Annotated in this window: 27 protein-coding genes; 12 read left to right on the top strand and 15 right to left on the bottom strand. The window is 68.9% G+C overall.

Translation table 11 applies throughout. The features are described 5' to 3' along the window. Positions 1-5: 5 nt before the first annotated feature. The gene (locus tag GUY59_RS08245; RefSeq protein WP_138199378.1) at positions 6-680 is read left to right on the top strand and encodes a FadR/GntR family transcriptional regulator; all 675 of its coding nucleotides are present in this window, start codon (positions 6-8) and stop codon (positions 678-680) included. Here GUY59_RS08245 and dnaN read toward each other — a convergent pair. From dnaN to GUY59_RS08230, 3 genes are all read right to left on the bottom strand, one after another. Then, positions 675-1,772 carry a DNA polymerase III subunit beta gene (gene dnaN, locus GUY59_RS08240; protein ID WP_138199379.1) on the bottom strand — a complete coding sequence of 366 codons (1,098 nt, stop codon included), beginning with the start codon at positions 1,770-1,772 and terminating at the stop codon, positions 675-677. The genes GUY59_RS08245 and dnaN overlap by 6 nt on opposite strands. A 74-nt stretch (positions 1,773-1,846) precedes the next feature. Next, complete coding sequence (locus tag GUY59_RS08235; RefSeq protein WP_138199380.1) at positions 1,847-2,500, bottom strand: response regulator; 654 nt, start codon at positions 2,498-2,500, stop codon at positions 1,847-1,849. Further along, positions 2,500-3,927, bottom strand: a complete 1,428-nt coding sequence (locus GUY59_RS08230; RefSeq protein WP_138199381.1) for a histidine kinase — start codon at positions 3,925-3,927, stop codon at positions 2,500-2,502. The genes GUY59_RS08235 and GUY59_RS08230 overlap by 1 nt, the downstream gene beginning before the upstream one ends. 108 nt (positions 3,928-4,035) lie before the next feature. On the opposite strand from GUY59_RS08230, the gene GUY59_RS08225 reads away from it, so the two are divergent. Together GUY59_RS08225 and GUY59_RS08220 are read left to right on the top strand one after the other, a co-directional pair. Beyond that, positions 4,036-4,941, top strand: coding sequence for an ABC transporter ATP-binding protein (locus GUY59_RS08225; protein ID WP_138199382.1), 906 nt, complete (start codon positions 4,036-4,038; stop codon positions 4,939-4,941). Between the two features lie 5 nt (positions 4,942-4,946). Beyond that, the gene (locus tag GUY59_RS08220) at positions 4,947-5,669 is read left to right on the top strand and encodes an ABC transporter permease (protein ID WP_201760626.1); all 723 of its coding nucleotides are present in this window, start codon (positions 4,947-4,949) and stop codon (positions 5,667-5,669) included. A gap of 2 nt (positions 5,670-5,671) precedes the next feature. Here GUY59_RS08220 and GUY59_RS08215 read toward each other — a convergent pair whose 3' ends face one another. Further along, positions 5,672-6,586 (bottom strand): SMP-30/gluconolactonase/LRE family protein, encoded by a 915-nt coding sequence (locus tag GUY59_RS08215; protein WP_236666948.1) that lies wholly within the window; start codon positions 6,584-6,586, stop codon positions 5,672-5,674. Positions 6,587-6,642: 56 nt separating this feature from the next. Between GUY59_RS08215 and GUY59_RS50600 the strand changes: the two genes are divergently transcribed. Further along, on the top strand, positions 6,643-7,074 hold the full coding sequence (locus GUY59_RS50600) for an Lrp/AsnC family transcriptional regulator (RefSeq protein ID WP_212746143.1): 432 nt from the start codon (positions 6,643-6,645) through the stop codon (positions 7,072-7,074). Between the two features lie 9 nt (positions 7,075-7,083). Then, positions 7,084-7,587, top strand: a complete 504-nt coding sequence (gene soxR / locus GUY59_RS08205; RefSeq protein WP_132329599.1) for a redox-sensitive transcriptional activator SoxR — start codon at positions 7,084-7,086, stop codon at positions 7,585-7,587. 30 nt (positions 7,588-7,617) lie between these two features. Here soxR and GUY59_RS08200 read toward each other — a convergent pair whose 3' ends face one another. Continuing rightward, a complete protein-coding gene (locus GUY59_RS08200; RefSeq protein WP_138199383.1) occupies positions 7,618-8,070 on the bottom strand; it encodes a universal stress protein in 453 nt (150 codons plus the stop codon). 207 nt (positions 8,071-8,277) lie between these two features. Between GUY59_RS08200 and GUY59_RS08195 the strand changes: the two genes are divergently transcribed. Together GUY59_RS08195 and GUY59_RS08190 are read left to right on the top strand one after the other, a co-directional pair. Next, positions 8,278-8,895 carry a TetR/AcrR family transcriptional regulator gene (locus GUY59_RS08195; RefSeq protein WP_138199384.1) on the top strand — a complete coding sequence of 206 codons (618 nt, stop codon included), beginning with the start codon at positions 8,278-8,280 and terminating at the stop codon, positions 8,893-8,895. Next, the gene (locus tag GUY59_RS08190) at positions 8,892-10,070 is read left to right on the top strand and encodes a GDSL-type esterase/lipase family protein (RefSeq protein ID WP_138199385.1); all 1,179 of its coding nucleotides are present in this window, start codon (positions 8,892-8,894) and stop codon (positions 10,068-10,070) included. Before GUY59_RS08195 ends, GUY59_RS08190 begins: the two co-directional genes overlap by 4 nt. Before the next feature lie 223 nt (positions 10,071-10,293). Here GUY59_RS08190 and GUY59_RS08185 read toward each other — a convergent pair whose 3' ends face one another. Beyond that, positions 10,294-11,301 carry a phosphotransferase enzyme family protein gene (locus GUY59_RS08185; protein ID WP_138199386.1) on the bottom strand — a complete coding sequence of 336 codons (1,008 nt, stop codon included), beginning with the start codon at positions 11,299-11,301 and terminating at the stop codon, positions 10,294-10,296. A 263-nt stretch (positions 11,302-11,564) separates the two neighbouring features. Further along, positions 11,565-15,260 (bottom strand): replicative DNA helicase, encoded by a 3,696-nt coding sequence (gene dnaB / locus GUY59_RS08180; protein WP_138199387.1) that lies wholly within the window; start codon positions 15,258-15,260, stop codon positions 11,565-11,567. A 280-nt stretch (positions 15,261-15,540) separates the two neighbouring features. Between dnaB and GUY59_RS08175 the strand changes: the two genes are divergently transcribed. Together GUY59_RS08175 and GUY59_RS08170 are read left to right on the top strand one after the other, a co-directional pair. Next, positions 15,541-16,842 carry an MATE family efflux transporter gene (locus tag GUY59_RS08175; RefSeq protein ID WP_138199388.1) on the top strand — a complete coding sequence of 434 codons (1,302 nt, stop codon included), beginning with the start codon at positions 15,541-15,543 and terminating at the stop codon, positions 16,840-16,842. 65 nt (positions 16,843-16,907) lie between these two features. Continuing rightward, positions 16,908-18,380: an APC family permease gene (locus tag GUY59_RS08170; RefSeq protein WP_252374833.1), complete on the top strand. Its 1,473-nt coding sequence runs from the start codon at positions 16,908-16,910 to the stop codon at positions 18,378-18,380. Between the two features lie 4 nt (positions 18,381-18,384). Here the strand turns inward: GUY59_RS08170 and GUY59_RS08165 are convergent, their stop codons facing one another. Genes GUY59_RS08165 through GUY59_RS08155 form a run of 3 tightly spaced genes read right to left on the bottom strand, consistent with a single transcriptional unit; the run spans position 18,385 to position 20,817 of the window. Next, positions 18,385-19,128, bottom strand: a complete 744-nt coding sequence (locus tag GUY59_RS08165) for an amino acid ABC transporter ATP-binding protein (RefSeq protein WP_138199389.1) — start codon at positions 19,126-19,128, stop codon at positions 18,385-18,387. Then, positions 19,125-19,964, bottom strand: a complete 840-nt coding sequence (locus GUY59_RS08160; RefSeq protein WP_252374834.1) for an amino acid ABC transporter permease — start codon at positions 19,962-19,964, stop codon at positions 19,125-19,127. The genes GUY59_RS08165 and GUY59_RS08160 overlap by 4 nt, the downstream gene beginning before the upstream one ends. Positions 19,965-19,971: 7 nt before the next feature. Next, a complete protein-coding gene (locus GUY59_RS08155) occupies positions 19,972-20,817 on the bottom strand; it encodes an ABC transporter substrate-binding protein (protein WP_138199390.1) in 846 nt (281 codons plus the stop codon). A 393-nt stretch (positions 20,818-21,210) separates the two neighbouring features. Between GUY59_RS08155 and GUY59_RS08150 the strand changes: the two genes are divergently transcribed. Beyond that, positions 21,211-21,921: a hypothetical protein gene (locus tag GUY59_RS08150; protein WP_138199391.1), complete on the top strand. Its 711-nt coding sequence runs from the start codon at positions 21,211-21,213 to the stop codon at positions 21,919-21,921. A 274-nt stretch (positions 21,922-22,195) separates the two neighbouring features. Here GUY59_RS08150 and rplI read toward each other — a convergent pair whose 3' ends face one another. From rplI to rpsF, 4 genes are all read right to left on the bottom strand, one after another. Further along, entirely contained in the window at positions 22,196-22,642 is a 447-nt protein-coding gene (gene rplI / locus GUY59_RS08145; protein ID WP_132329583.1) for a 50S ribosomal protein L9, read from the bottom strand. Positions 22,643-22,656: 14 nt separating this feature from the next. Continuing rightward, positions 22,657-22,893 (bottom strand): 30S ribosomal protein S18, encoded by a 237-nt coding sequence (gene rpsR, locus GUY59_RS08140; protein WP_020543048.1) that lies wholly within the window; start codon positions 22,891-22,893, stop codon positions 22,657-22,659. 72 nt (positions 22,894-22,965) lie between these two features. Continuing rightward, positions 22,966-23,511: a single-stranded DNA-binding protein gene (locus GUY59_RS08135; protein WP_132631398.1), complete on the bottom strand. Its 546-nt coding sequence runs from the start codon at positions 23,509-23,511 to the stop codon at positions 22,966-22,968. Positions 23,512-23,599: 88 nt separating this feature from the next. After that, positions 23,600-23,890, bottom strand: coding sequence for a 30S ribosomal protein S6 (rpsF, locus tag GUY59_RS08130; protein WP_132329579.1), 291 nt, complete (start codon positions 23,888-23,890; stop codon positions 23,600-23,602). Between the two features lie 190 nt (positions 23,891-24,080). Between rpsF and GUY59_RS08125 the strand changes: the two genes are divergently transcribed. Continuing rightward, entirely contained in the window at positions 24,081-24,398 is a 318-nt protein-coding gene (locus tag GUY59_RS08125; RefSeq protein ID WP_236666946.1) for a hypothetical protein, read from the top strand. 45 nt (positions 24,399-24,443) lie between these two features. On the opposite strand, the gene GUY59_RS08120 is transcribed toward GUY59_RS08125, so the two are convergent. After that, complete coding sequence (locus GUY59_RS08120) at positions 24,444-24,623, bottom strand: hypothetical protein (RefSeq protein ID WP_138199392.1); 180 nt, start codon at positions 24,621-24,623, stop codon at positions 24,444-24,446. 72 nt (positions 24,624-24,695) lie between these two features. On the opposite strand from GUY59_RS08120, the gene GUY59_RS08115 reads away from it, so the two are divergent. Next, a complete protein-coding gene (locus tag GUY59_RS08115; RefSeq protein WP_171055311.1) occupies positions 24,696-25,439 on the top strand; it encodes a deoxyribonuclease IV in 744 nt (247 codons plus the stop codon). Positions 25,440-25,520 lie beyond the last annotated feature (81 nt).

Genomic DNA, 25,520 nt, shown 5'->3' with positions numbered 1-25,520 from the left:
GGACTGTGAGTCTGCGTACGGCGCAGCGGGCTTCGCTCGTCGACCAGGTGATCGAGCAGCTCAAGGAGCAGATCACCTCAGGGACGTGGCCGATGAACGGCAAGATCCCTACGGAGACGGTGCTCGCCGAGCAGCTCGGTGTGGGCCGCAACACCGTTCGGGAGGCCGTACGCGCGCTCACGCACGCCGGGCTGCTCGAATGCCGCCAGGGCGACGGCACGTACGTCCGGGCCACGAGTGAGTTGTCCGGCGCGATGTTGCGGCGGTTGCGCCAGGCCGAGCAGCTCGAGATCTTCGAGGTGCGCCGCGCGCTCGAGGTCGAGTCGGCGCGCCTGGCCGCCACCCGGCGCACCGACGAGGACATCCAGCGCATCGAGGCGGCGCTGGCCGAGCGTGACCGGGCCTGGGAGCTGGACGACCCCGACCACTTCGTCGAGGCCGACCTGGCCTTCCACATGGCGGTCGCGCACGCCACCCACAACCTGGTGCTGATCGACCTCTACGAGGACTTCTCGGCGGCGCTGCGGGCCAGCATCACGGCCGCGGGCACATCGCTGAACAGGAGCTACATCCCCCACGACGCGATCGCCAGAGCCATCGCCGCCGGCGACGCCTCGGCCGCCGAGCGGGCGGGGCACGCCTGCATGGAGCACATCCTCATCGCCCTCACCGAGTCATGACTGGCGCAGCGACATGACGAGGTAGCGGAAGACGGGCTGGGCGTCTCCGGGCACGTCCTGGATGAGGGCGGGCCTGGTGGGCGACTCCATGTTGATGCGCGCCAGCTCGCTCTCGATGCCGGTCAGCCCGTCGAGCAGGAACTGCGACTGGAAGGCGATCTGGATGTCGTCGCCGCGCAGCTCGCACTCGACCACCTCGGTACCGCGGCCGATGTCGCCCCCGCCGGCCTGGATGAGCACCTGGCCCTGGCTGAACGACAACCGGATCGCGGTGTTGCGCTCGGCCACCAGGGCCACCCGCTTGATGGCGTTGACGAACGGCATTACCGCCACGTCGGCCCTGATCGACCAGTCGTTGGCCAGCCGCGAGCGGTAGTCGATGAACTGCTCGTCGAGCAGGCGCACGGTCGTGCTGCGGCCGACGCTCTCGAACCCGGCGACCCCGTCGCCCATCGAGACCGACACCTCGCCGCCGCGCAGCGACCTGGCCACCTCGACCAGCACGCGGGCAGGCACCATGGCGGAGACGGCGACGTCGGGGGCGACCGGACGCCAGGAGAAGTCGCGGGCGGCGATGCGGTAGCGGTCGGTCGCCGCCATCGCCACCGACTCGCCCTCGATGTCGACCCTGATGCCGGTGAGCATGGGCAGCGTGTCGTCGCGGCTGGCCGCCGGCGCGACCTGGCCGACGGCCGCGGCGAACACGCCACCGCCGATCGCTCCGACGCTCGGTGGCATGGCCGGCATGGTCGGGAAGTCCTCCACCGGCATCGTGATCAGCCCGAACTCGGCGCTGCCGCAGGTCAGCACCGCCTCTGCGCCTTCGGTGACGATCTCCACGTCGTCGGCGGGCAGGCTCCGGCTGATCTCGGCCAGCAGCCGGCCGGGGATCAGCACGCTGCCCGTCTCGGCCACGTCGGCGTCGATCGCGGCCCGCGCGGAGACGTCGTAGTCGAACGCGGACAGGGTGAGCTCGTCGCCCGCCTCCAGCAACAGCCCGGACAGGACGGGCACCACAGGGCGGCTGGGCAGGACTCGGGCAGCCCACGCCACCGCATCTGCCAAAACATCGCGGTTAACCCGGATCTTCACCTGTTACCACCTCTTCGTCGCCTGCCCCTATGAAAATAGCCGCTGGGACCGACAACTCGGGGCGGGCGGCGCGGCTAGCGGCTGTTCAGGTAGGCCAGCACGGCCAGCACCCGCCGGTTGTCGTCGTCGGACGGCGCCAGGCCGAGCTTGCCGAAGATGGAGGCCGTGTGCTTGGCCACGGCGCTCTCGCTGAGGTAGAGGCGTTGGGAGATGGCCGCGTTGGACCGGCCCTCCGCCATGGCCTCCAGCACCTCCCGCTCGCGGGGGGTCAGCCCGGCCAGTGGCTCGTCCCTGGCGTTGCTGGCCAGCAGCTTGGCGATCACCTCGGGGTCCATGGCCGTGCCGCCCGCGGCGACCCGGCGTACGGCGTCGACGAACTGCTCGGCGTTGAAGACGCGGTCCTTCAGCAGATAGCCGATGCCGCCCGAGCCGTCGGCGAGCAGCTCGCGGGCGTAGAGCTGCTCGACGTGCTGGGACAGCACCAGGATCGGCAGGCCGGGCACCTTCTCCCTGGCCGCGAGGGCGGCCTTCAGGCCCTCGTCGGTGAACGTGGGCGGCAGCCGTACATCGACGATGGAGACGTCGGGGCGGAGCTCCACCAGGCCCTTGAGCAACTCGGGCCCGCTCTCCACGGCCGCCACGACCATGAAGCCGTGGGCCTGGAGCAGGTGGACCAGCCCGTCTCTGAGCAGGTAGAGGTCTTCGGCGACGAGAACACGGTTTGTCATCAGCACAACACCTTGGCCGCCGGCTTGCCGGTGAGCAAGCGCTCGCGGTTGTGGGCGGCCGGGATCCGGATGGCCAGGACGTGCATGAATAGGCCCACCGTGATCATGCCCAGAATCATGGGCCACTGCCAGAACTCGGGCAGGTACAGCGCGAGGAACCAGGCCTTCTCCTCGGTTCCCAAGACCTTGAAGACGCCCGCCACGACCCCCTGCGGCATCGTCGGGCACCAGGCCGTCGCCCACAACATGACGACCGCCACCGTCTTCCATCGCGGCATCTTGTGCACGTCGCCCGCCCAGTGCTCGGGCAGCACCCGGGGCATCTCCATCGTCACGGTGGTGGGACCGCCCGGCGGGCTGTTCAGGGCGAGCACGCCGTCGAAGGCGGCCAGCCGCCGTTCGATGCCCGACAGGCCGGTGCCCTTCGACGGGTCGGCACCGCCCATGCCGTCGTCGGTGACCGAGATGCGCAGGTGAGGGCCGTTGGCGCTGACGTCGACCGTCGCCTTGCGGGCGTTGCCGTGCCGCGCCGCGTTGGAGAGCAGCTCGCTGACCGCGAAGTAGACCGCGGCCTCCACCGGAGCGTCGGGCCGGTGCGGCAGGTCGATGTCGACGGTGACGTCCATCGGGCTGTCCATGGCGAGCGCGCGGACGGCGTCGGCGAGCCCGCGCTCGGCCAGCACCGGCGGATGGATGCCCCGGATGACCCGGCGCAGCTCCGTCAGCGTCTCGGAGGAGGCGTCCCTGGCCTTGGCCAGCAGCGCCTTGGCCGCCTTGGGGTCCTGGTCGACGAGCTGCTCGACGGCGCCCAGCGTCATGCCGATGGCCACCAGCCTGGCCTGCGTGCCATCGTGCAGGTCGCGCTCGATCCTGCGCATCTCGGCCGCCTTGGAGTCGTTGGCCAGGTTGCGGGTGCGCTTGAGATGGCTGACCTGTCCCGCCAGGCGGCTGGCGGTGGTCGCGCCGAGCAGCAGCTCGCTCCACTGCGCGTACAGGCGCAGGCCGCGTGCGGGAAGCACGACGAACAGCGGCGCCAGCAGCGGCTTCACCACCACGTCGAGGACCAGCCAGAGCAGGTCACGCCACGAGCCCGGGTCGGTGAGCAGCCACTTCCACCGGTTGTTCCACGCCGGGATCCTGGGCGTCTTGTAGAGGGTGCGGTCGGAGCGGTACATGCCGTCCGCCTGCGGCACCGGGGGTGGCGGTTCGGGCAGGTACGGGGGCTCGATCTCGATGTCCATCCACTTGCGCATCAGCCGCCGGTTCAGCTCGGCCAGGCGCCGGACCATCATCACCTGCCACGGGAACAGGAAGACCATGCCCAGGCCGAACGTCAGCAGCAGCATGAGCCCGGTCAGCGGGATCGCGGGCACCTCGAGGACGAGGAGCGCGAGAAGCACCAGAATCCGGCCGAAGCTGCGAAGCATGCCTCTAGTCTGCGGCAACGGTGCGCCACGGTCACTGCATCTAAGTACACCCTTGGCGGGCATCCACCCGGATTCCCCCGCTCCCGCCGGATTTCTAGCGTCGATGACATGAAAATCATCGAGGTCAGGAACCTGCGCAAGCAGTATCCGAACCACGTTGCGGTCGAGGACGTGTCCTTCGAGGTGGCGGAGGGCGAGATCTTCGGCATCCTCGGCCCGAACGGCGCAGGAAAGACCACGACCGTGGAGTGCGTCGCGGGCCTGCGGGTGCCGGACGGCGGCACCGTACAGGTGGCCGGGCTCGACCCCCGGCGTGACCGGGCCGAACTGCGTCGGGTGCTGGGCATGCAGTTGCAGGCCGCCGAGCTGCCGGAGAAGATCACGGTGTCGGAGGCCATGGACCTGTACGCCTCCTTCTACCCCGACCCCGCCGACTGGTCCGAGCTGATCGAGCGGGTGGGGCTCAGCGGCAAGCGCGACACCATGTTCAAGAAGCTCTCCGGCGGGCAGCGCCAGCGGCTGTCGGTCGCGCTCGCGCTGGTCGGCAGGCCGCGCGTGGCGGTGCTGGACGAGCTGACGACCGGGCTCGACCCGCAGGCCCGCAGGGACACCTGGGAGCTGGTCGAGCAGGTACGCGCATCCGGGGTGACGATCGTGCTCGTCACGCACTTCATGGAGGAGGCCGAACGCCTTTGTGACCGGCTCGCGCTCATCGACGCCGGCAAGGTGGCCGCCATCGACACGCCGTCGGGGCTCATCGCGCAGGTGGGCGACGAGCAGCGGGTGACGTTCCGGCCGTCCGCGCCCGTCGACGACGCCGTGCTGCTCGCCCTGCCCGAGGTGCGCGACGTGACCAGGAGCGGCGACCAGGTCGTGGTGACCGGCTCGGGCAACCTCGCGCCCACCGTCACCCTGGCGCTCGCCCGGCAGCAGATCGTGCCCGGAGACCTGCGCATCGAGCGGGCCACGCTCGACGACGCGTTCCTCGCGCTCACCGGAAGGAAACTCTCGTGACGAAGATGTTGGTCCTGGAGGCCAGGCTCTACCTGCGTGACTGGCCGACGTTGTTGTTCACCATCGGGCTGCCGCTCGGGCTGCTGCTCGTGCTGGGCCTCAGCATCCCGGTCATGACGCAGGCCGGGGAGTCGGGCGAGCGCATGGTGGACGCCCAGCTGCCCACCATGATGACGCTGCTGGCGTTGCTCACGCTTTCCTGCAACATCGTGCCCGCGGTGCTCACCACGTACCGGGAGCGGGGGGTGCTCCGGCGGATGTCCACCACGCCCGTGCATCCCGCGCGGCTGCTCGGCGTGCAGCTGCTGATCAATCTGGTCGTCGGCGTGGTGTCCGCGACCCTGCTCATCGTGGCCGCCGCCGTGGTGTTCGGCGCGCCGCTGCCGGGGCGGCCGGTGGTCTTCGTGCTCGTGTTCCTCCTGGGCACCGCCGCGCTGCTGGCCATCGGGCTGGTGATCGCCGCGCTCGCGCCGAACGGCAAGACCGCGCCCGGCATCGGGGCCGTGGTGATGTTCCCGCTGATGTTCCTGGGCGGGATGTGGGTGCCGCGCGACATCATGCCGGACGCGGTGCGCGCCGTCAGCGACTTCTCCGTGGCCGGGCCGTTCGCCCAGGCGCTCAAGGACGCCTGGGCCGGGCAGTCTCCCGAGCTCGGGCACCTCGCTGTGGTGGCCGCCGGGCTGGTGATCTTCGGTGGTCTGGCCGTACGGCTCTTCCGGTGGGAGTGAGGCTAGCGCGCCGCCCACACGGGAAGCGCGCCGGTCACGCTGGTCATCAGCGAGTAGAGCGAGGTCGAGGCCGTGATGAACATGCGGTTGCGCTTGGGCCCGCCGAACACCAGGTTGGCGGTGAACTCCGGCAGCCTGAGCCGGCCGATCAGCGTGCCGTCGGGGTCGTAGCAGAGCACCGCCTTGCCGGCCGCGGTCCAGACGCGGCCGGTGTTGTCGAGCCGGATCCCGTCGAAATTGTCGTTCGCGGAGCCGTCGGCGAACACCTTGCCGCCCGTGAGGGAGCCGTCGTCGCGTACGTCGAACACCCGGATGTGCCTGGCCCGCGTGTCGGCGACGTACAGCAGGCTCTCGTCCGGCGAGAAGGCCAGGCCGTTGGGCCGCACGAAATCGTCGGCCACGACGAGGACCCCGCCCGTCACCGGGTCCGCGCGGTAGACGTGGCAGCCGTCGATCTCCTGCTCGGCCGCGTGGCCCTCGTAGTCGCTGAGGATGCCGTACGGCGGGTCGGTGAACCAGACGGAGCCGTCGGAGCGCACCACCGCGTCGTTGGGGCTGTTGAGCCGCCTGCCCTGCCAGCGGTCGGCGATCACCGTTATCGAGCCGTCGTGCTCGGTGCGGGTGACCCGGCGGTTGCCGTGCTCGCAGCTGATCAACCGGCCCTCGCGGTCGAGGGTGTTGCCGTTGGAGTAGCCGGCGGGCTGCCGGAAGGTGCCGACCACGCCGGTCGTCTCGTCCCAGCGCAGCATGCGGTCATTGGGGATGTCGCTCCAGACGAGGAACCGGCCGGCCGGGAAGTAGACCGGGCCCTCTGCCCAGCGGGTGCCGATGTGGAGGCGTTCGACCCTGTCGTCTCCGTTGACCGCGGCGAACCGTTCGTCGAGCACGTCGAACTCGGTGGGGATCGTGTCCATCATGGCATCTACCATACGGAGTTCGGAGCGTAGGGCAAAGTACGAGATATCATCCTGCTGTGGACGATATAGACAGAATGCTGATCGGTCTGCTGCAGGACGACGCGACGCGGTCGTACGCGATGCTCGGCAAGGCGGTGGGGCTGTCCAGCGGCGCCGCGCACGAGCGGGTGCGCAAGCTGCGCGAGCGCGGCGTCATCAGGCGCACCACGATCGAGGTCGACCAGGAGGCGATGGGGCGCACGGTCACCGCCTACGTGCTGGTCGACGGCAGCACATGGATGGGCGACAGCGGTGACCGGCTGGCCGCGATCCCGGAGATCGAGGAGGCGCACGTCATCGCGGGTCCCGCGTCGGTGCTGCTCAAGGTGCGTACGAGCGGACCCAAGGAACTGCAGGACCTCCTGCGTCAGGTCTTCGGGGTGGACGGGGTGACCGGCACCCAGACGGTCGTCGTCCTGGAGACGCTTTTCGAACGGACCCTCAAGTAAACTCCAGGTATGACGAAGGTCGCCTGGAACACACGAGAGCTCACCGTGGGCCAGCTCGCCGAGCGCAGCGGTGTCGCCGTCTCAGCCCTGCACTTCTACGAGACCAAGGGTCTCCTCACGAGCCGCCGCACGGCCGGCAACCAGCGCCGCTACGCCCGCGACAGCCTGCGCAGGGTCGCCTTCATCAGGCTGGCGCAACGCATCGGCATCCCCTTGAAGACCATCAAGGACGCCCTCAGCCGGCTACCGGACGAACGCACCCCTACCCGCGACGACTGGGCCCGGTTGTCGGCCGCCTGGCGGAGCGAGCTCGACGACCGCATCGAGCAGCTCCAGCGGCTGCGCGACGACCTCACCGAGTGCATCGGGTGCGGCTGCCTGTCGCTGGACCGGTGCCCGGTGGCGAACCCGTACGATCGGCTCGGCGACGAGGGGCCGGGCGCGCGGCGCATCGACACCCGGCTGTGCCCTCCCCACACGTCCTGCTGCGTCCCGCCGACCGAGGTGTCCTGAGCCCTGTTCTCCCGCGTGCCGCGGCTCCTCCTACGACGGGTTCTTGTGCGGCGGGACGATGAGCGTGGGCCGGCCCGCGTGGTGCAGCACGTGGTTGGAGACGCTGCCGAGCAGCACCGACCTGACCCCTGCCAGGCCGCGCGAGCCGATGACGACGAGCGAGGCATCGATCTCGTCCGCCACGTCCACGATCTTCTTCCAGATCGACTCGTTGTCGGCCACCGCCCGGTAGGTGACGTCGGACATCCCGCCCGCGACCGCCAGGTCCGCCCCCTCCTTGGCGTGCTGCTCGGCCTGCGTGTGAGCCTCGTCCTCGGCTCCCGCGTCGAACGCCGCCGCGGCCAGCGGATATCTCCTGATCTGTACGAGCAGCGGCTCCCACACCGTGACGACGACGGTGGGCTCGGCGGTCAGGTGCTTGGCCGCGAACTCGATGGCGGCGCGCGAGTCGGCCGAGCCGTCATAGGCGACGAGGATGGTCATGGCGTTCTTCCCTTCGCTCTTCGGCAGAGCACCGAAGCTCCACCCGTGAAGCGCCGGAGCGATCAGACGCCATTCCGGGGGTCGCTGTCTGCTCGGTCACACCGTCACGGACGGACGGCGGGTGTGACCCGGCCGTCCGCGCTCCTCACCCTTGCCTAAAGCTATTAGGGAAATGCCTTATAGTTGTCGGCGAACAGGAGGAAGCTTATGGTGAGAGCAGGGCTGACCCCCGAACGGCTGACCCGGGCGGGGGCGGAGCTGGCCGACGAGGTCGGCTTCGACCAGATGACCGTTTCGGCGCTCGCCCGGCGGTTCGACGTCAAGGTCGCGAGCCTCTACTCGCACCTGAAGAGCTCTCACGACCTCAGGACCAGGATCGCCCTGTTCGCGCTGGAGGAGCTCGCCGACCGGGTGGCCGCCGCCGTCGCTGGGCGGGCCGGCAAGGTTGCCCTGGCCGCGTTCGCCGACGCCTACCGCGACTACGCCCGCGAGCACCCCGGCCGCTACGCCGCAGCACGGCTCCGGCTCGACCCCGAGACGGCGGCCGCCAGCGCCGGCGTCCGGCACTCGCAGATGACACGGGCGATCCTGCGCGGCTACGACATGCCGGAGCAGGACCAGACGCACGCGGTGCGGATGCTGGGCAGCGTGTTCCACGGCTACGTCAGCCTGGAAGCGTCCGGAGGCTTCAGCCACACCGCCGTCGACCCGCAGGAATCCTGGGCCTGGGTCGTGGACTCCCTCGACATCCTCCTACGGAGCCGGTCCGCGGACCGTAGCCGATCAGCAATGCCGGACACCTCTACCGACAGGCGGAGACCATGACCACCCGACACGACCTGACCACCACGCCTGTCACCGCGGACCTGTTGCGCGGCGCCCTCGACGTGGAGACGACCCCGCACGGCCTGCTGCCGCATCGGCTGACCGCCTGGGCGCGCCGGCAGATCCCCGACGACCGGCTGGCCATCGCCGAGGCCCAGCCCTCCGGCGTACGCCTGGTCTTCCGCACCCGGGCCACCACGATCGAGCTGGACACCCTGCCCACCAAACGGGTCATCCAGGGGTTCCCTCCCCCGGCGGACGGCGTGTACGACCTGCTGGCCGACGGCCGGCTCGCCGCCCAGGCCACCGTGGCAGGCGGCCGGCTCCGCACGATCACCGACATGGTCACCCAGTCCTTCGAAGTGCGTGAGGGGCCGGCCGGCACCGCCCGGTTCACCGATCTGCCGGCGGGCGACAAGGACATCGAGATCTGGCTCCCGCACACGGAGGTCACCGAGCTGATCGCCCTGCGTACCGATGCCCCGGTCGAGCCGGCACGAGACGCCGGGCGCAGGGTGTGGCTGCACCACGGCAGCTCGATCAGCCACGGCTCGAACGCCACCCATCCGACCGCCATCTGGCCGGCCCTGGCCGCCGCCCAGGGCGAGGTGGACCTGGTCAACCTCGGGTTCGGCGGCAGCGCCGTGCTGGATCCGTTCACGGCACGTACGATGCGGGACACCCCCGCCGACCTGATCAGCGTCAAGCTCGGCATCAATGTCGTCAACGGCGACCTGATGCGCCTGCGCGCCTTCACCCCCGCGGTCCACGGCTTCCTCGACACCGTCCGCGAGGGGCATCCGACCACTCCGCTGCTGGTCGTGTCCAGCATCCTGTGCCCGGTCCAGGAGGACACCCCCGGCCCGCTCGCGCCCGACTACGACGGCGTGACCCTGCGGTTCAAGGCCACGGGCGACCCGGCCGAGCGCGCCGCCGGCCGCCTGACCCTGAACGTCATCCGTGACGAACTCGCGCGGATCGTCGAACAACGTACGGCCGACGACCCGAACCTGCACTACCTCGACGGCCGTGCCCTTTACGGCGAGAGCGACTACGCCGAATTCCCCCTGCCCGACGAGATCCACCCCGATCCCGCAGGGCACCGCCGCATCGGCGAGAACTTCGCGCGGCTGGTCTTCGGCGACGGCGGCCCCTTCGCCGCGCAGACCGGCTGAGGGCCGCGCGGCCGATTACCCTGTGAGGCTCGGCGCTCGGGGCCGGGGCAACGGCGACATCGTCGACATCCCCCGAGCAGGCCCGCCGAGAAACCGGATGTTCTCGGTCTCGACCGGATCCGGCTCGCTCCACCATTCGAAATCCCAGCCGCGCGACTCGATTACCCGCCTGCTCCAGGCGAAGGTGGACGCGACCTCTGGACGCGCCAGCCGCCCGTCAGAGTCACCCGTGCCCGCCGGCGGTCGCGAGTGACCGGAGCTTCCCGCCGTTGGCGTCGAGCCAGCGGGTCGTGTCCTCCAGCTTACGGATCCGGTCGGCGACCTCGCCGAGCTCTGCCTTCCCGTTCAGCCAGCGGCCCCCTCGCGACAGAGCGCTACCGACGGCCCGGGCGAGGAGCAGCCGGGGCAGCGCGTCGGCCTCGGCGGCGTCCAGCGGGCGGACCGAGGCGTACCCCCGGAGAAAGGCCGCCGTGCGGAGTTGCCAGTCGCGCGTCTCCAAGGCCCCGCTGTAGAACAGCGCCGCCGTCACGTCCTGGACCAGGAAGCCGACCCCGGCGAACTCGAAGTCGAGCACCCCGCTCACCTCTCCGGTGTCCTCGTCGACCAGCACGTTCGGGGCCGCCAGGTCACCGTGGATGACCTGGGTCGGCAGCGCGCCGCCGCCCGCAAACCACTCCTGCTCGACGCGGCGCGCCACGGCGTCGAGACGGGCGACCCGCTCCTCGCTGATCCCGGCGGCGCGCAGCTGACGGCAAAGGGCGCCAATGTGCGGCACGGCGGGATGCGTCAGAGGATTATCGCGCCAGTGCCCCAGCCCGTCTTCTGGCGGCACGCCCAGCATCGCCTCGCCGAGCAGCCCGGCCGCCCGACCGAAGCGCTCGAGTGCCGTCTGGCCCGTGAGGTCGGGCCGCACGCCGGGGATCCACCGGCAGACGGTCGCGGGCCCGGCCGCGGTCTCGATCACCGTGTCCCCGCTGAGCGCGGCGACTGGCTCAGGCACCTGGAAGGGAAGTCCGGCCTGCCGTAGCCACCGCAAGATCTGGTGCTCGGCGTCCACCTGCGCGGCGGACAGGGACTGGCTGACCTGGAGCACGAATCGGAGGTCCGCCTGGCGGAGCATGAACGTCTGGTTGTTGGTTCCCTGCTCGGCTCGAGTGATCGTGGTGCCCGGGGGGAAACCCCACGCTGCAAGCAGCCGTGGCAGGAACTCGAGATCGGCGGGCGCGCTCACGCGCCAATTCTGGCCGCATGCCCAGACCGGCGCGCAACCGGTTATAGGCGCGCCCGCATCGGTTTCACTGAGCCGACATCAGACCTACTGAGTCACGACGTCAGCTTGACTGAGCCGCATCACCTTCACCGAGCAAGGACAAACATCGCTAGATCATGCGACCCTGTAGACCTGCGAGTCCGCGAATGGTGTCCTAAGGGCCATCTATGGGACAAGGCGACGCGGAAAGGGACATCAAAGCGCGGACCCTACAGCGGCACGCGCTAGTGCTGGGCCATGTCGACGAAGCGGCTGTAGTGGCCCTGGAACGCCACCGTCACGGTGGCGGTGGGGCCGTTACGGTGCTTGGCCACGATCAGGTCGGCCTCGCCCGCCCTGGGCGACTCCCGCTCGTACGCGTCCTCCCGGTGCAGCAGGATCACCATGTCGGCGTCCTGCTCGATGCTGTTGTGGACAGACATGCCATTCGCGACGAAGTTGTGGGTGCCTGGCACCGTGGCGTCGTAGACCGGCTGCTCACCCAGGTGTTCGATCGAGGCGATCTCGTCCCAGAACACATCGTTCGTCGCCAACATGTCGAGATCGGAATCGCCGAGAATCGCAGCCACCTCGCCCAGCCGTCCCCGAGTCGGTGCGTGCTTCCCCAGCGTGCTACCGCAGAACTGGCGATGACTCACGCTTCGTTCTGCCAGAACGCCTCGAACGCGGCCCCAGACGTCACGCGGAACCGTATCGACATTGGCGTTACGCTTGACCTCCTGGAGGAGAGTGATGCATCGATCGGCCTGCTTCGAACGCTCGCCGTGCGCCCCCACCTCCTTCAAGAACCGGAGTTGGTTCTCCGCGCCGTAGACGGACAACTGATAGCACGGCCGGTGGTTGCCCTTTCGCGCCTCTTTGACGCGAGTCATCACGTTGCACCGCAGAAGCAGTCGTGCGACGTCATCGACCAGCCGCCGGCTCGTCGAGGCATAGTGGATCCTCGCCTGCCCCACCTTGTCGTCCCACCAGATGCACCCATCGGTTGCCCACAGGTGCCGCAGGAAGAGGGCGACCTGCCGCGTCGGAAGTGAGAAAGCTCCGTCAGGGACAAATCTCTCGTGGCTGCGAGGACCGATCGGCCGCCGCTGGGCGAAGGATCCGTCGCCGATCATGTGGGCGAGCAGGACGACCTCGTCCTCCCGCCACTCCTGAAGCTTCTGAGGTGCTGAGACGTGCCGTGGAACAGCAAGCCGCACCCCAGGCCGAAGCTCGCCAAGGGGCCGCCACCCGTCGTAGGTCATGAAAGGGTGGTTGGCCGTCGCTTTGATCTCCAAGCCGGACTTCAACCGCAGCCGGAAGACGTCCTTCACACCGCTGGAGAACACGTGGGTCATGGTCCGCGGGACAAGCCGGAGCCTCTCGTCAAGGGACCACACCGGAATGTCACGCGCCCCCGACTCCAGCAGATCGCCCAGCGACGCCTCCGCGCCGGTGTCGGCCCGAAGAATCCGAGTATCTGCAGTCAAACAGCCCGACTCCCTCAGGTCGGACACCTGTGGGCGTTTGTCGGTGCGTTGTTCGGGGCCTCGGTTGAGCTGGGAGATCGCGATGACGGGCACCTCGAGCTCCTTGGCCAGCAGCTTGATGGCACGGGAGATTTCGGAGACTTCGTTCTGGCGGCTCTCGACCCGCTTCGGCGAGCTCATCAGCTGGAGGTAGTCGATGACCACGAATCTCAGGTCGTTACGTTGCTTGAGCCGCCGGCACTTGGCCCGGATCTCCATCATCGACATGTTGGGCGAGTCGTCGATGAACAGCGGCGCCTCCGCCACCTCGCTCATGCGGCGGGCCAGGCGGGTCCAGTCGTCGTCGCCCATCATGCCGGAGCGCATGGCGTGCAGCGCCACGCGGGCCTCGGCGGACAGCAGGCGCATGGTGATCTCGTTGCGGGACATCTCCAGCGAGAAGATGACCGTGGCCATCCCGTGCTTGATAGCCGCAGACCGAGCGAAATCCAGACCGAGCGTGCTGTTGTGCGTCGGTATACATGATCTGCTCGCAAGGTACATGTGGTCGGCGTTGTCCACTTCAACGCATCGGACCGGGCGCGATGGGACAGGGCGGACGTCGACGATGTAGCGGACCAGCATGGTCGGGTGTGCCGTGCCAACCTGCCTGGACGCCTTGCGGGACAGCCGGAAGACCTTGTCGGGAGTGGTGAAGTCGATCACGTAGCAGGTGGACTCGGTCCTGCCGTTGACCGGCTTCGTCCGCATGGTGGCCTCGTAGCCGAGGCTCAGGACGAGTTCGAAAGCGTCATGGGCGAGGCTTCGGTTCGTCAGCGCGAGCCGGATCTGCCCGGCTGCGCCGACATCACCGCCGGTGTCGAGCAGGCCGGCCAGCAGTTCACGCCTCTGCTGCTCCGACGCACGCAGGTAGACCCGCGGGATGTGCTTGTCACGGAGGACTCCGAGCGTACGCAGAATGCCCTCAACGGTTCCATATCGCAGGCCGCCCGTGGGCCGACCACGATCAGGACACGTCGGCGCCGCCACGGGAAGACTCATGCGATAGGTGATGGTGGAGCCCGCTCGCGTGATGCGCAGCCCTTCGGCCCTCAGATGGGCGATGATCTCAGGGTCGGTCGTGGTGAAGCGTGCCGCCGCGCTCTCGCCGTCACCGAGCCAGACGCCGAGCGCGTACGGCGGCAGCGGCACATCCTGTGGCGCGAGGTCGAAGGGCGCCGCGACCGCCACCGCGTGGCTGGGCCGGTTGTCAGACCCACAGCGCAACGAAGCCGCGATCTCCTCGGTGGTGACCACGCTCTTGTGCTCTGCCGTCAGGGCTGCGTACTTCGGCGTCGTGACACGCTCCGCCGCCGGACAGGCGGGGAGGTGTCGTACGTAGCCGGTGCGGACCGGCCCGCCCACGCGGGCAGGGATCTTGCCGACGGACCGGAACGTGTCCCCCACGACCGCAAGCGCTTCGCGGTGAGTGACCTGCTTGTCAGGCTCCGTACAAGCCGACCGGCGGGCTTCTTCCACCGCTGTGCCGGACCAGTAGACGTGCGCGGCCCGCCTGGACGCGCGGGTGGTGGTGCGCCACTGGTGCTGAGCGTCCGCGACGATCACGGTGCCGTCGCTGAACTCCACCTCATAGCAGGGCCGGGCGTACATGATGTCCGTTGCGGCGACCACCCGCGTCGGGCGTCCGTCGGCTCCGATCAGCTGATCGCCGACCCTGACCTCACCCATCGTCGTCCAGCCCGTAGGCGTGGGCAGCGGGGTGTCGAGCGCGAGCGCCTTCCCGATGGCCGGGCGGGCGGCGACGACGATCATCTGCCCGGGGTGGAGGCCGTTGGTGAGCTGGTCGAGGTCCTGGAACCCGGTGGGCACGCCGACCATCTGGCCGCCGCGGCTGCCGATGGCCTCCAACTCGTCGAGTGCGCCGGGCATGATGTCGGCCAGCGGCGCGTAGTCCTCGGACGTGCGGCGCTCGGTGACCTGGTAGATCTCGGCCTGGGCGCGGTCGACGAGGTCGTCGACCTCTTCGTTCTGGCCGCCGTAACCGAAGGAGACGATGCGGGTGCCGGCCTCGATGAGACGGCGCAGGATGGCCTGCTCCCGGACGATCTTCGCGTAGTAGCCGGCGTTGGCGGCGGTGGGGACGACGGCCGTGAGGGTGTGGAGGTAGGCGGCGCCGCCGACCCTGGCCATCTCGCCGCGTTTCTGCAGCTCGTCGAAGACGGTGACGGCGTCGGCGGGCTCGCCCCTGCCGTAGAGGTCGGTGATGACGTCGTAGACCATCTGGTGCGCGGGGCGGTAGAAGTCGTCGGAACGCAGGATCTCGACGACGTCGGCGATGGCGTCTTTCGACAGGAGCATGCCGCCCAGCACCGACTGCTCCGCGTCGATGTTGTGCGGCGGGGTGCGCTCGAAACCTGGGCCAGCGCCACCGGTCTCCTCGTCAATGCTCATTGCGCCCCCTCAACCTCGCAGGTGGTCGCACCACCCCCACTTGTAGTCGACCGGTCTGACAGTTTCTCGGAGTCGCGGTCAGTCGGCAACGTGGCCTGTGGACAACGTTGTGGTCAAGCTGTGCACTATTGCCCCCAGCCTGTGAAAGGCCTGTGGACGGGGCTGTGGATAACCTTTTCACGTCTTCACCGAACCCATCCTCACCTGGGCAAAGACTGTCCACCGACTGTGGAGGGAAGAAAGTTTTCCCGACATGCCGTGTAAGGCCCATAATGGAGCAATGCCCATTACCGCCAGAGACCGGGAGATCCTGCGGCTGGCCGTGCCCGCGTTCGGCGCACTGGTCGCCGAACCGCTGTTCCTGCTGGCCGACTACGCCATCGTGGGACACGGCCTGGGCACCACGGCGGTGGGCGCGCTGGGGGTGGCGGGCGCGGTCCTCACCACGCTGGTCAACCTCTGTGTGTTCCTCGCGTACGGCACCACGGCCTCCGTGGCACGCCAGAGCGGCGCCGGCAACCACGATCGAGCCATGCGCAGCGGCGTGGACGGGATCTGGCTGGCGCTGGGCATCGGCGTGGCGCTCATCGCCTTGTGCTGGCCGCTCGCGCCGGCCATCGTGGAGGTGTTCGGGGCGGCGCAGGAGCAGAGCGCGCAGGCGGTGACGTACCTGCGGATCAGCCTGCTCGGCGCGCCCGGGATGCTGGTCGTTCTGGCGGGCACCGGCGTGCTGCGCGGGCTGCAGGACACGGTGACGCCGCTGGTGGTGGCCGTGGGCTCGTTCGCGCTGAACGCGGCGCTCAACGCCTGGTTCGTGCTGGGCCTGGGGTGGGGCATCGCCGGGTCGGCCTGGGGCACCGTGCTGGCGCAGACGCTGGGCGCCGCCGTCTATCTCGTCGTGGTGGTCAGAGGGGCGCTGCGGCTCGGTACGGCGCTGACGCCCCGCCTCGAAGGGCTCCGGCAGGCGGGCGCGGCGGGGGTCGCGCTGCTCATCCGTACGATATGTCTGCGCGTCGTGCTCCTGGTGGCCACCATGGTCGCCACCAGGATGGGCCAGGCCCATCTGGCCGCGTTCGCCATCGCCACCCAGGTCTGGACGCTGCTCGCCTTCGCCCTCGACGCCATCGCCATCGCCGGGCAGGCCATCACGGGGCGTTCGCTCGGCGCCGGCGACGTCGCCGCCACCAAGGACGCCACCAGACGCATGGTCCAGTGGGGCATCTGGTCGGGCATCGCGCTCGGCGGGCTCGTGCTCGCGGCGCGGCCGCTGCTGCCCGGGCTGTTCGACGCCGATCCCGCGGTCACCGGGCTGCTGCTGGCCGTGTTGTGGCCGATCGCGCTGTTCCAGCCGGTGTGCGGGGTGGTGTTCGTGCTGGACGGCGTGCTGATCGGCGCGGGCGACCAGCGCTACCTCGCGTGGGCGGGGGTGTGGACGACACTGGCCTACCTGCCGGCCGCATTCCTCGCCACCGGTTTCGGCGTGGTCGCTCTCTGGTGCGCGCTCGGGGTGTGGATGTTCGCGCGCCTGATCACCCTGGTACGCCGGGCCGCCGGCACTGCCTGGCTGGTGACAGGGGCGTGACCTGCCCGTGCTTGCCGTCATCCACGTGGTGAGACATGGTGGGCGAGGTCCCTGAGGGGTGTTCCGTGTCCACGATTCTGCGACGACTGCCTCCTTCTGAGGCGCGCGGGCTGCGCACCGGCGCCCGGCACAGCCTGGCCGAGGTCTACCGCCCGGCCGATCTCGTGGTGCTCGGGTTCGGCGTGATGATCGGCGCGGGCATCTTCAGCATCGCCGGCCGGCAGGCCGCCACCACGGCGGGTCCCGGCGTGATCCTCTCGTTCATGATCGCGGGGATCGCGTGCCTGCTCGCCTGCCTGTGCTACGCCGAACTGGCGTCCACGATGCCGGCCTCCGGCAGCGCCTACACCTTCACGTACGTCATCTTCGGCGAGGTCTGGGCGTGGATCATCGGCTGGGCGCTCATCCTGGAGCTGCAGTTCGCCGCGGCCGTGGTGGCCAGGGCGTGGGCCGCTATCACGGTCGGGGCCGTCACCGCCTTCGGCGTGCGCGTACCGAACCCCGAACTCGTCGGCGACGTGCTGGTGCTGGTGATCCTGCTGACGCTCACCGGCATCGTCGCACTCGGCGCGCGGGTCGGACTGCGGGCACTGTGGATCATGGTGGCGGCCAAGCTGGTGGCCGTCGGCGCGGTGATCGTCGTCGGCCTGACCCAGGTCGACGTGGCGAACATCGGCGAGTTCTACGTGCCGCCCAAGTCGCTGCCGACCCCGCCGGCCACCGTGCTGGAGATCGTGGTCGGTGAGAGCCAGGCGTTCGGCTGGTTCGGCATCTTCGCGGCGGCCTCGGCCATCGCGTTCGCGTACATCGGGTTCGACGTGGTCGCCACCGCGGCCGAAGAGACCGTGAACGCCTCCGAAGCCGTGCCCAGGGGCATGATCCGCAGCCTGGTGCTCACCACGGTCATCTACCTCGCGGTCGCCCTCGTCATGGTGGGCATGGTGTCGTACACGCGGATCTCGGTGGAGGCGCCGCTGTCCAGCGCGTTCCGTACGGCGGGCGTCGACTGGATGGTGCACGTCATCGACGTGGGAGCGGTGCTCGGCCTGACGACCGTGATCCTGGTGCTGATCGTGGGGCAGACGCGGGTGCTGTTCTCCATGGCCCGCGACGGGCTGATCCCCCGCGGGCTGGCGTCGGTCAGCCGCCGCTACCACACGCCCACCAGGGTGACGCTGCTGATCGGCTTCGTCGCGATCCTGCTCGCCGAGTTCGTGCCGGTGCTCACGATGCAGGAGCTCGTCGTGATCGGGGCGCTGTTCGCGTTCCTGTTCGTCTCGGCGGGCGTGATCGTGATGCGGCGGCGCATGCCCGGCCTGGAGCGCGGCTTCCGGGTGCCGCTCTCACCCGTGCTGCCCGCGCTCTCGCTGGTCGCCACCCTCTGGCTCATGGTCAACCTGCGGGTGCAGACCTGGGCGTGGTTCATCCTGTGGATGGCCTTCGGCCTGCTGGTCTACCTCGTGTACGGCCGCCGCCACAGTGTGCTGGCCCGCCCCCGCGACCCCGTCGAGCCGTCCCGCGGACGGCACCGGCGCTGACCTCTCAGAACCGTCCCGATTCCAGCACGCTGCTCAGGAACTCCCGGGTGCGCGCGTTCTCCGGCTCGTTGAAGATCTTCTCGGGCGGGCCCTTCTCCAACAGCACACCGCCGTCGAGGAAGCAGACCGTGTCCGAGATGTCCCGGCAAAAGCCCATCTCGTGGGTGGTGAGGATCATCGTCATGCCCGCGTCCTTGAGCTCCCTGATGATGCCCAGCACCTCCACCACCAGCTCGGGGTCGAGCGCCGAGGTGACCTCGTCGAGCAACATCAGCCGCGGCTGGGTGGCCAGCGCCCTGATGATCGCCACCCGCTGCTGCTGGCCGCCGGAGAGCTGGTCGGGGTAGGCCCGCGCCTTGTCCGCCAGCCCGAACCTGGCCAGCAGGTCGTGCGCCTGCTCCTCCGCCGGCCCCCTGGCCACCCGGTGCACCTGCCGGGGCGCCAGCGTGACGTTGTCGAGCACGGTCATGTGCGGGAACAGGTTGAACGCCTGGAACACGATGCCCAGCCGCTTGCGCACGTCGTCGACGTTCACGCGCGGATCGGTGATCTCGTCGCCGTCGAGGTGGATCGTGCCGTCGTCCACGGTCTCCAGCAGGTTGACGCAGCGCAGCAGCGTGGACTTGCCCGAACCCGACGCGCCGACCAGGCTGACCACCTCGTGCGCCTCGACCTCCAGGTCGATGCCGCGCAGCACGCTGTGCCCGCCGAAGGTCTTCCACACCCCGTCGATCGAGAGGACGCTCATGCGCCACGCCTCCTGCGCGTACGTGCGGCCAGATGGTCGGTGAACCTGGCCATGGGGATGGTGAGCAGGATGAACAGCAGCGCGGCGGCGAGGTAGGGCGTGTAGTTGAACGTGCTGGCCGCGTGGATCTGCGCCTGCCGAAGCGCCTCCAGCGGCCCGATGGTGGCCACCAGCGCCGTGTCCTTCTGCAGCGAGACGAAGTCGTTCAGCAGCGGCGGCACCACCCTGCGGGTCGCCTGCGGCAACACCACGAACCGCATGGCCTTGCCGTGGCTCAGCCCGAGGGAGCGGGCCGCGGCCACCTGGCTGGGATGGATCGACTCGATGCCCGAGCGGAACACCTCCGCCACGTACGCTCCGTAGGAGAGGGTCAGCGCGATGATGCCCAGCGTGGCCAGGTCGGTGGGAATGCCCTGCAACCGCAGGGCCGGCAGCCCGAACCCCACCAGGTAGATCACCAGGATCGTCGGCACGCCGCGGAAGACGTCGGTGTAGAGCGTGGCCAGCGCCCGGATCGGGAAGAACGCGGGCGTCCTGATGCCCCTCGCCAGCGCCACCAGCAGCCCCACGACGAGGATCAGCGGCTCGGCGATCAGGAACATCTTGATGTTGAGCAGAAACCCGTCCAGCACGTCGGGCAGCGCCTCGCGGAACTCGCCGAAGTCGAAGAACGTCTCCCTCACCCGCGGCCAGCCCGGCGAGCTCGTCACGATCCACCCGACCATGACGACGAAGACGACCGTCGAAGCCGTCGCGATGGAGGCCGTGCGGCGGCTGCGCGACCTGCGCATGCGCTCGCGCTCGGCCTGCCGCTCCGACTTGACCCACTCGCTCACCGCGGCATCACTTCAGCTCGGGCGCGCCCGCCGCCGAACCGAGCCACTCCTGCTCGATTTTGGCCAGCTCACCCTTCGTCTTCAACGTGTCCACGGCCTTGTCCACGCAGGACTTGAGCGGGCTGCCCTTCTCCATGACCAGCCCGAACTCCTCCGGCGTGCCGCCCGTCGAGCTGAACTGGCCCACGATCTTGGCGTTCTCCACCTGCGCGGCCGTCACGTAGAACGCCGTCGGCAGATCGACGACGATCGCGTCCACCTGCTTGTTCTTCAGCGCGTTCACGGCGTCCACCTGCTCGTTGTAGACGTTGGGGTCCTTGCCGGGCTGGATGACGCTCTTGACCGCGTCGAGCGAGGTCGTCCCCACCTGTACGCCGATCTTCGCGTCCTTCAGCTCGGCCAGGCTCTTCGCCCCCGCCACCTTGCTCCCGTCGACCGCCACCACGGCCTGCTTGACCGTGTAGTAGCCCTTGCTGAAGTCGACCGCCTTGGCCCGGTCAGGCGTGATGGACACCTGGTTGATGTCGAAGTCGAACTGCTTCTTGCCCGGCGCGTACGCCGAGTCGAACTTGACCGTGTTCCACTGCACCTCGGTGCGGTCGAATCCGAGCTCCCCCGCCACGGCGAACGCCACCGCGCTCTCGAACCCCTGGCCGTTGCCCGGGTCGTCGTCCTTGAACCACGGCTCGTAGGCCGGCTTGTCGGTGCCGACGGTCAGCTTGCCGGGGGTGACGAGCTGGAGCTGCTCCTTGGCGCAGGCGGTGGACGTGGTCGGGGCGGCCGCCGTGTCCTCAACGGGTGCGCAGCCAACGACCGCCACCGCGAGTGCGAGCAGCATGAGGGGACGGGCCATGGCCTAGCCTCCAGGGGGAACGTGCCAGATAAACGTGGGCATTCTACGCTGCCCAAACCAATCTCCCAGCCCGCGCACCCTCTCCCGAACCACCCGCAACGTTCCCCCCAAGACCAGGTCAAGTAGTTCACCATGGACCATGGGCAACGTTGTGACCACGGCGACGGGCCCACGTGGGCTCGCGTTACGGCGCTCGGCCGGTGAAGGGTCAGAGGCCGTTCCCTGGAGGGCCCTCGACCGGAGTACGGCGGGTGGCGGACCACGGCAGCGCGTGCCAGATGGAGACAGCACCCCCTACGGCGCCTCAGTTGCGTGCTGACCCTACTTTCGACAGGGGTCATGGTTGACGATCGAGGGATGTTCCGCCTGGCTCGCCCTTGACAGGCTCCCTCCATGAACACGAACTTTCCCGGCCGGTGGATCGGCGGTGTGACGCTTATCTTGGGGCCGGTGGCTCTGTGCGCCGGATACCTGCTGCGTTACGTGAGCACGGCCACCGCTCTCACTTCTCAGCAGCACGCGTGGGCCGAGGCGCAGCCGTTCGCCGCCTACGGTCAGTTACTCGCCTATACCTCAGAACCCGCTCTACTCACCCTCTCCTACGCGGTCTTCGCGCTGGGGGCGGTGCTGCTCTTCCCCGCTTTCATCGCCTTGGCTGGATGCGTGGGTGGCGAACTCGCCTTCTGGGGCGCCGCTCTGCTGGTCGTCGGGCTTTTCGCCCGGCTGTACTTCGCCGGTGCCGACCAGACAGCCTTCCAGCTCACCGAGGTCCTCGGGCTGGACCAGGCGACACATGCGATTATGAAGGAGTACGTCGATATCTCCTACGGGCCGTGGCGCGTACCTGTCTGGGCCTCGGTCGGCCAGTACGCCGGCTCGCTCCTGCTGGCCATCGCTGCCTGGCGCTCGGGCGTCTTCGGCACCGCCCGCTCCTTGATGGTGTTGTTGGCGGGAGGCACCTGGATGGGTGTGCTGAAAGGCGCCTCAATCCCCGATGTGCTGGTCACCGGCCTGCTCTGCGCGGCGCTGCTCCCGATGGGCGCGCAAGTGCTGCGGGAGCGGCTGCCAGCCCCAACCGGCCGTTCGAAGCTGCTGAGCTGGTGAAGGGCGAGCCTGCTCAGCACACAGTGGTCACCCGAAGGGCCCACGTGGGCTCGCGTTACGGCGCTCGGCCGGTGAAGGGTCGGAGGCCGTTCCCCGGAGGGCCCTCGACCGAAGTACGGCGGGTGGCGGACCACGGCAGCGCGTAACAGATGGAGACAGACCCCGCACGACGAGCCTCGCCGCAAAGGAGAAGAGTCAGCGCAACAGACGGAGACAGCACGCCGCACGCGGAGACAGAAAAGCCCCCGCACGAGGCGGGGGCTTTTCGCACAGGTCAGCCTGCGACGACCTCGACGTCGATCGCAGCGGACACCTCAGGGTGCAGCTTGACGGTGACCTTGTGGGAGCCGACGCTCTTGATCGGGTTGACGATCTCGATGCGGCGGCGGTCGATGATCGGGCCGCCGGCGGCCTTGACGGCGTCGGCGATGTCGCCCGTGGTGATCGAGCCGAACAGGCGGCCGGACTCGCCGGCGCGGGTGGCCAGGCGCACACGCAGGGCGCCGAGCTGGCCGGCGACCTCCTTGGCGGTGCCGAGGTCGCGGATCTCGCGAGCGTCGCGGGCCTTCCTGATGGTCTCGATCTGCTTCTCGGCGCCGCGCGTCCAGCGCATGGCGTAGCCGCGCGGGATGAGGTAGTTGCGGCCGTAGCCGTCCTTCACCTCGACGACGTCGCCAGGGGTGCCGAGGCCGGAGACCTCGTTGGTGAGGATGAGCTTCATGTCGACATGCCTCCTTAGCGCGCCGTGCTCGTGTAAGGCAGCAGGGCCACCTCACGGGCGTTCTTGATCGCGGTCGCCACGTCGCGCTGGTGCTGGGTGCAGTTGCCCGTCACCCGGCGGGCACGGATCTTGCCGCGGTCGGAGATGAACTTCCGCAGCAGCGCCGTGTCCTTGTAGTCGACGTAGGAGATCTTGTCGTGGCAGAACAGGCAAACCTTCTTCTTGGGCTTGCGCAGTGCCGGCTTGGCCATCGTGGTGCTCCTCTCAGAGCCCCGCACCAGGGCGGGAATGGACAGTCATCCGCTTGCGCGGATCTTCACGTGTTAGAAAGGCGGTTCGTCGCTGAAGTCGTTGCCGCCGCCGCCGAAGCCGCCGCCGCCCTGCTGGCCGCCGCCTCCACCGCCGAAGCCACCACCACCGCCGCCCTGGGGCGGGGCGGGCGTCGCGGAGGCCCACGGGTCGTCGGCCGGGCCGCCGAAGCCGCCGCCGCCACCACCCTGGCGGGAGGTGCGGTTGACCTTGGCGGTGGCGTTGCGCAGGGACGGGCCGACCTCGTCGACCTCGACCTCGTAGACCGTGCGCTTCTCGCCTTCCTTGGTCTCGTAGGACCGCTGCTTGAGCCGCCCCTGAACGATGACCCGCATGCCGCGCTGGAGGCTCTCGGCGGCGTTCTCCGCCGCCTGCCGCCACACGTTGCAGGTCAGGAAGAGGCTTTCGCCGTCTTTCCACTCGTTGGTCTGGCGGTCCATATACCGCGGAGTGGATGCGATGCGGAATCGAGCCACCGCTTGCCCCGTGGGGGTGAAGCGCAGCTCCGGGTCGTCGACAAGGTTGCCGACAAGGGTGATTACGGTGTCGCCTGCTGCCATGGCTAGCGCTCGCCTTCCTGCACGCCTTCGCTTGGGTTTCGCTCAGACTACGGTCGCCGCCCGACAGAATTCCGGGCAACGAGCTTGCTCAGTGCACGTCCGGACGCAGGACCTTGGTGCGGAGGATGCCCTCGTTGAGGTTCATCTGCCGGTCGAGCTCCTTGACCGTCGCGGGCTCCGCGGCCAGGTCGATGACGGCGTAGATGCCTTCGGACTTCTTGTCGATGTCGTAGGCGAGACGGCGACGGCCCCAGACGTCGACCTTCTCCACGGTGCCGCCGTCGTTGCGGACCACGGTGAGGAACTGGTCGAGGGACGGCGCGACGGTGCGCTCATCGAGCGAAGGGTCCAGAATGACCATTACTTCGTAACGACGCATGCGGGACTCCAACCTCCTCTGGACTCTTGCGGTCACGACACTCTGCCGTGACAGGAGGACGCTGACGTCTGAACCCTGGCGCCCCTTTCGGCGCCCGGACCGATGGATCAACCATCACAACGCAGCGTGCCCAAGGTTACCAGCCTCGACAAGGTGGGAAAGCCTTTAGGAAAGCGAGGGGGTGGTAGTTGTGCCGCACGTGCTTCAGCCCTCCGAACAGGAGCGGTTCCGTCTCAGGCTCAACACCGACGGACGTTCGCACCCAGTTGAGAACACACTGGCCGTCGTCACGCTGGTGTGCGGTGTGGTGGCGTTCGTCGCGACGTTCTGGGACTCCGCGCACATGATCGCGTCCTGGGTCGGAACGCTGGGGTTCGGCGTCGGTCTCTACTCTCAGTACATCTCGGCGACCACGCCGCAGCGCACGCTCAACGTCGTCGGTCTCGTGGGGGCGTTCATCGGCGCCGCGCTGGGCATCGCGCACGGCGGTTTCCTTCCCCATCCGTGAGCGAGGACCCCGGCGTACGCGCCTGGCGCCGAGCCCGTACGGAGCTCATCCGCTGATGTGCAGGTCTATCCCGAGCAGCACCAGGAACCAGAGGAAGACGGAGAGCAGCGCCTCGGCGAGGTCCCTGAGGAGTCCTGGCGTGATGTAGTCGTGAACCCACGCGACGTAGATGCCGATGACCACGTAGATCACGATGATCAGCGCTCTTAAGCGCCAGCGGCTCATGGTTTCTCCTCGGGTCGGGGGTGCCTGGCGACTTCCCCGGCGTGCCCCGACCAAACGGATAAGCTCGGTGACATGGTGCGCATCGGAGCTCACGTCGACCAGGACGACCCGGCCGCTCACGCCGAGGAGGTGGGGGCCGAGGTGGTGCAGTTCTTCCTCGGCGATCCCCAGGGCTACAAGAAGCCCGTGCTGCCCGCCGAACCTGTGGAGGGCGTCGACATCTACATCCACGCCCCCTACCTCGTCAACGTGGCCGCCACCAACAACCGCATCAGGATCCCGAGCCGCAAGCTGCTGCAGCAGCACCTGACGGCGGCCGCCGGCCTCGGGGCCAAGGGCCTGATCGTGCACGGCGGTCACGTCGGCAAGGACGACGACCCGCAGACCGGGTTCGACAACTGGCGCAAGGTGTTCGAGCGCATGGAGTGCCCCATCCCCGTGCTGATCGAGAACACCGCGGGCGGCGGCAACGCGATGGCCCGCAAGCTTGAGCGCATCGCCCGGCTGTGGGAGGCGCTCGACGGGTTCGACGTGGGTTTCTGCCTCGACACCTGCCACGCGCACGCGGGAGGCGAAGAGCTGGTCGACCTGGTCGACCGGGTCAAGGCCATCACCGGCCGGATCGACCTGGTGCACTGCAACGACTCCCGCGACGCCTTCGACTCGGGCGCCGACCGCCACACCAACCTGGGCAGGGGAACGATCGACCCCGAGCTGATCCTGGCGGTCTGCCGGGCGGCCGGTGCGCCGGTCGTTGTGGAGACGCCGGCCGAGGGCCAGGCCGACGACATTGCCTTCCTGAGGAAGAACCTCTAGCGAATACACACAGGCTGTGGATAACTTCCCTGGATTACCGAGGAAAGAAAGGGGGTAGAGAGATCATCCCCCGACCGACCC

The sequence above is a fragment of the Nonomuraea sp. K271 genome (assembly GCF_009908215.1).
Classification (GTDB): Bacteria; Actinomycetota; Actinomycetes; order Streptosporangiales; family Streptosporangiaceae; genus Nonomuraea; species Nonomuraea longispora.
Note: the sequence above shows the minus strand (reverse complement) of the source record. Positions and strands in the feature narration are given on the sequence as shown.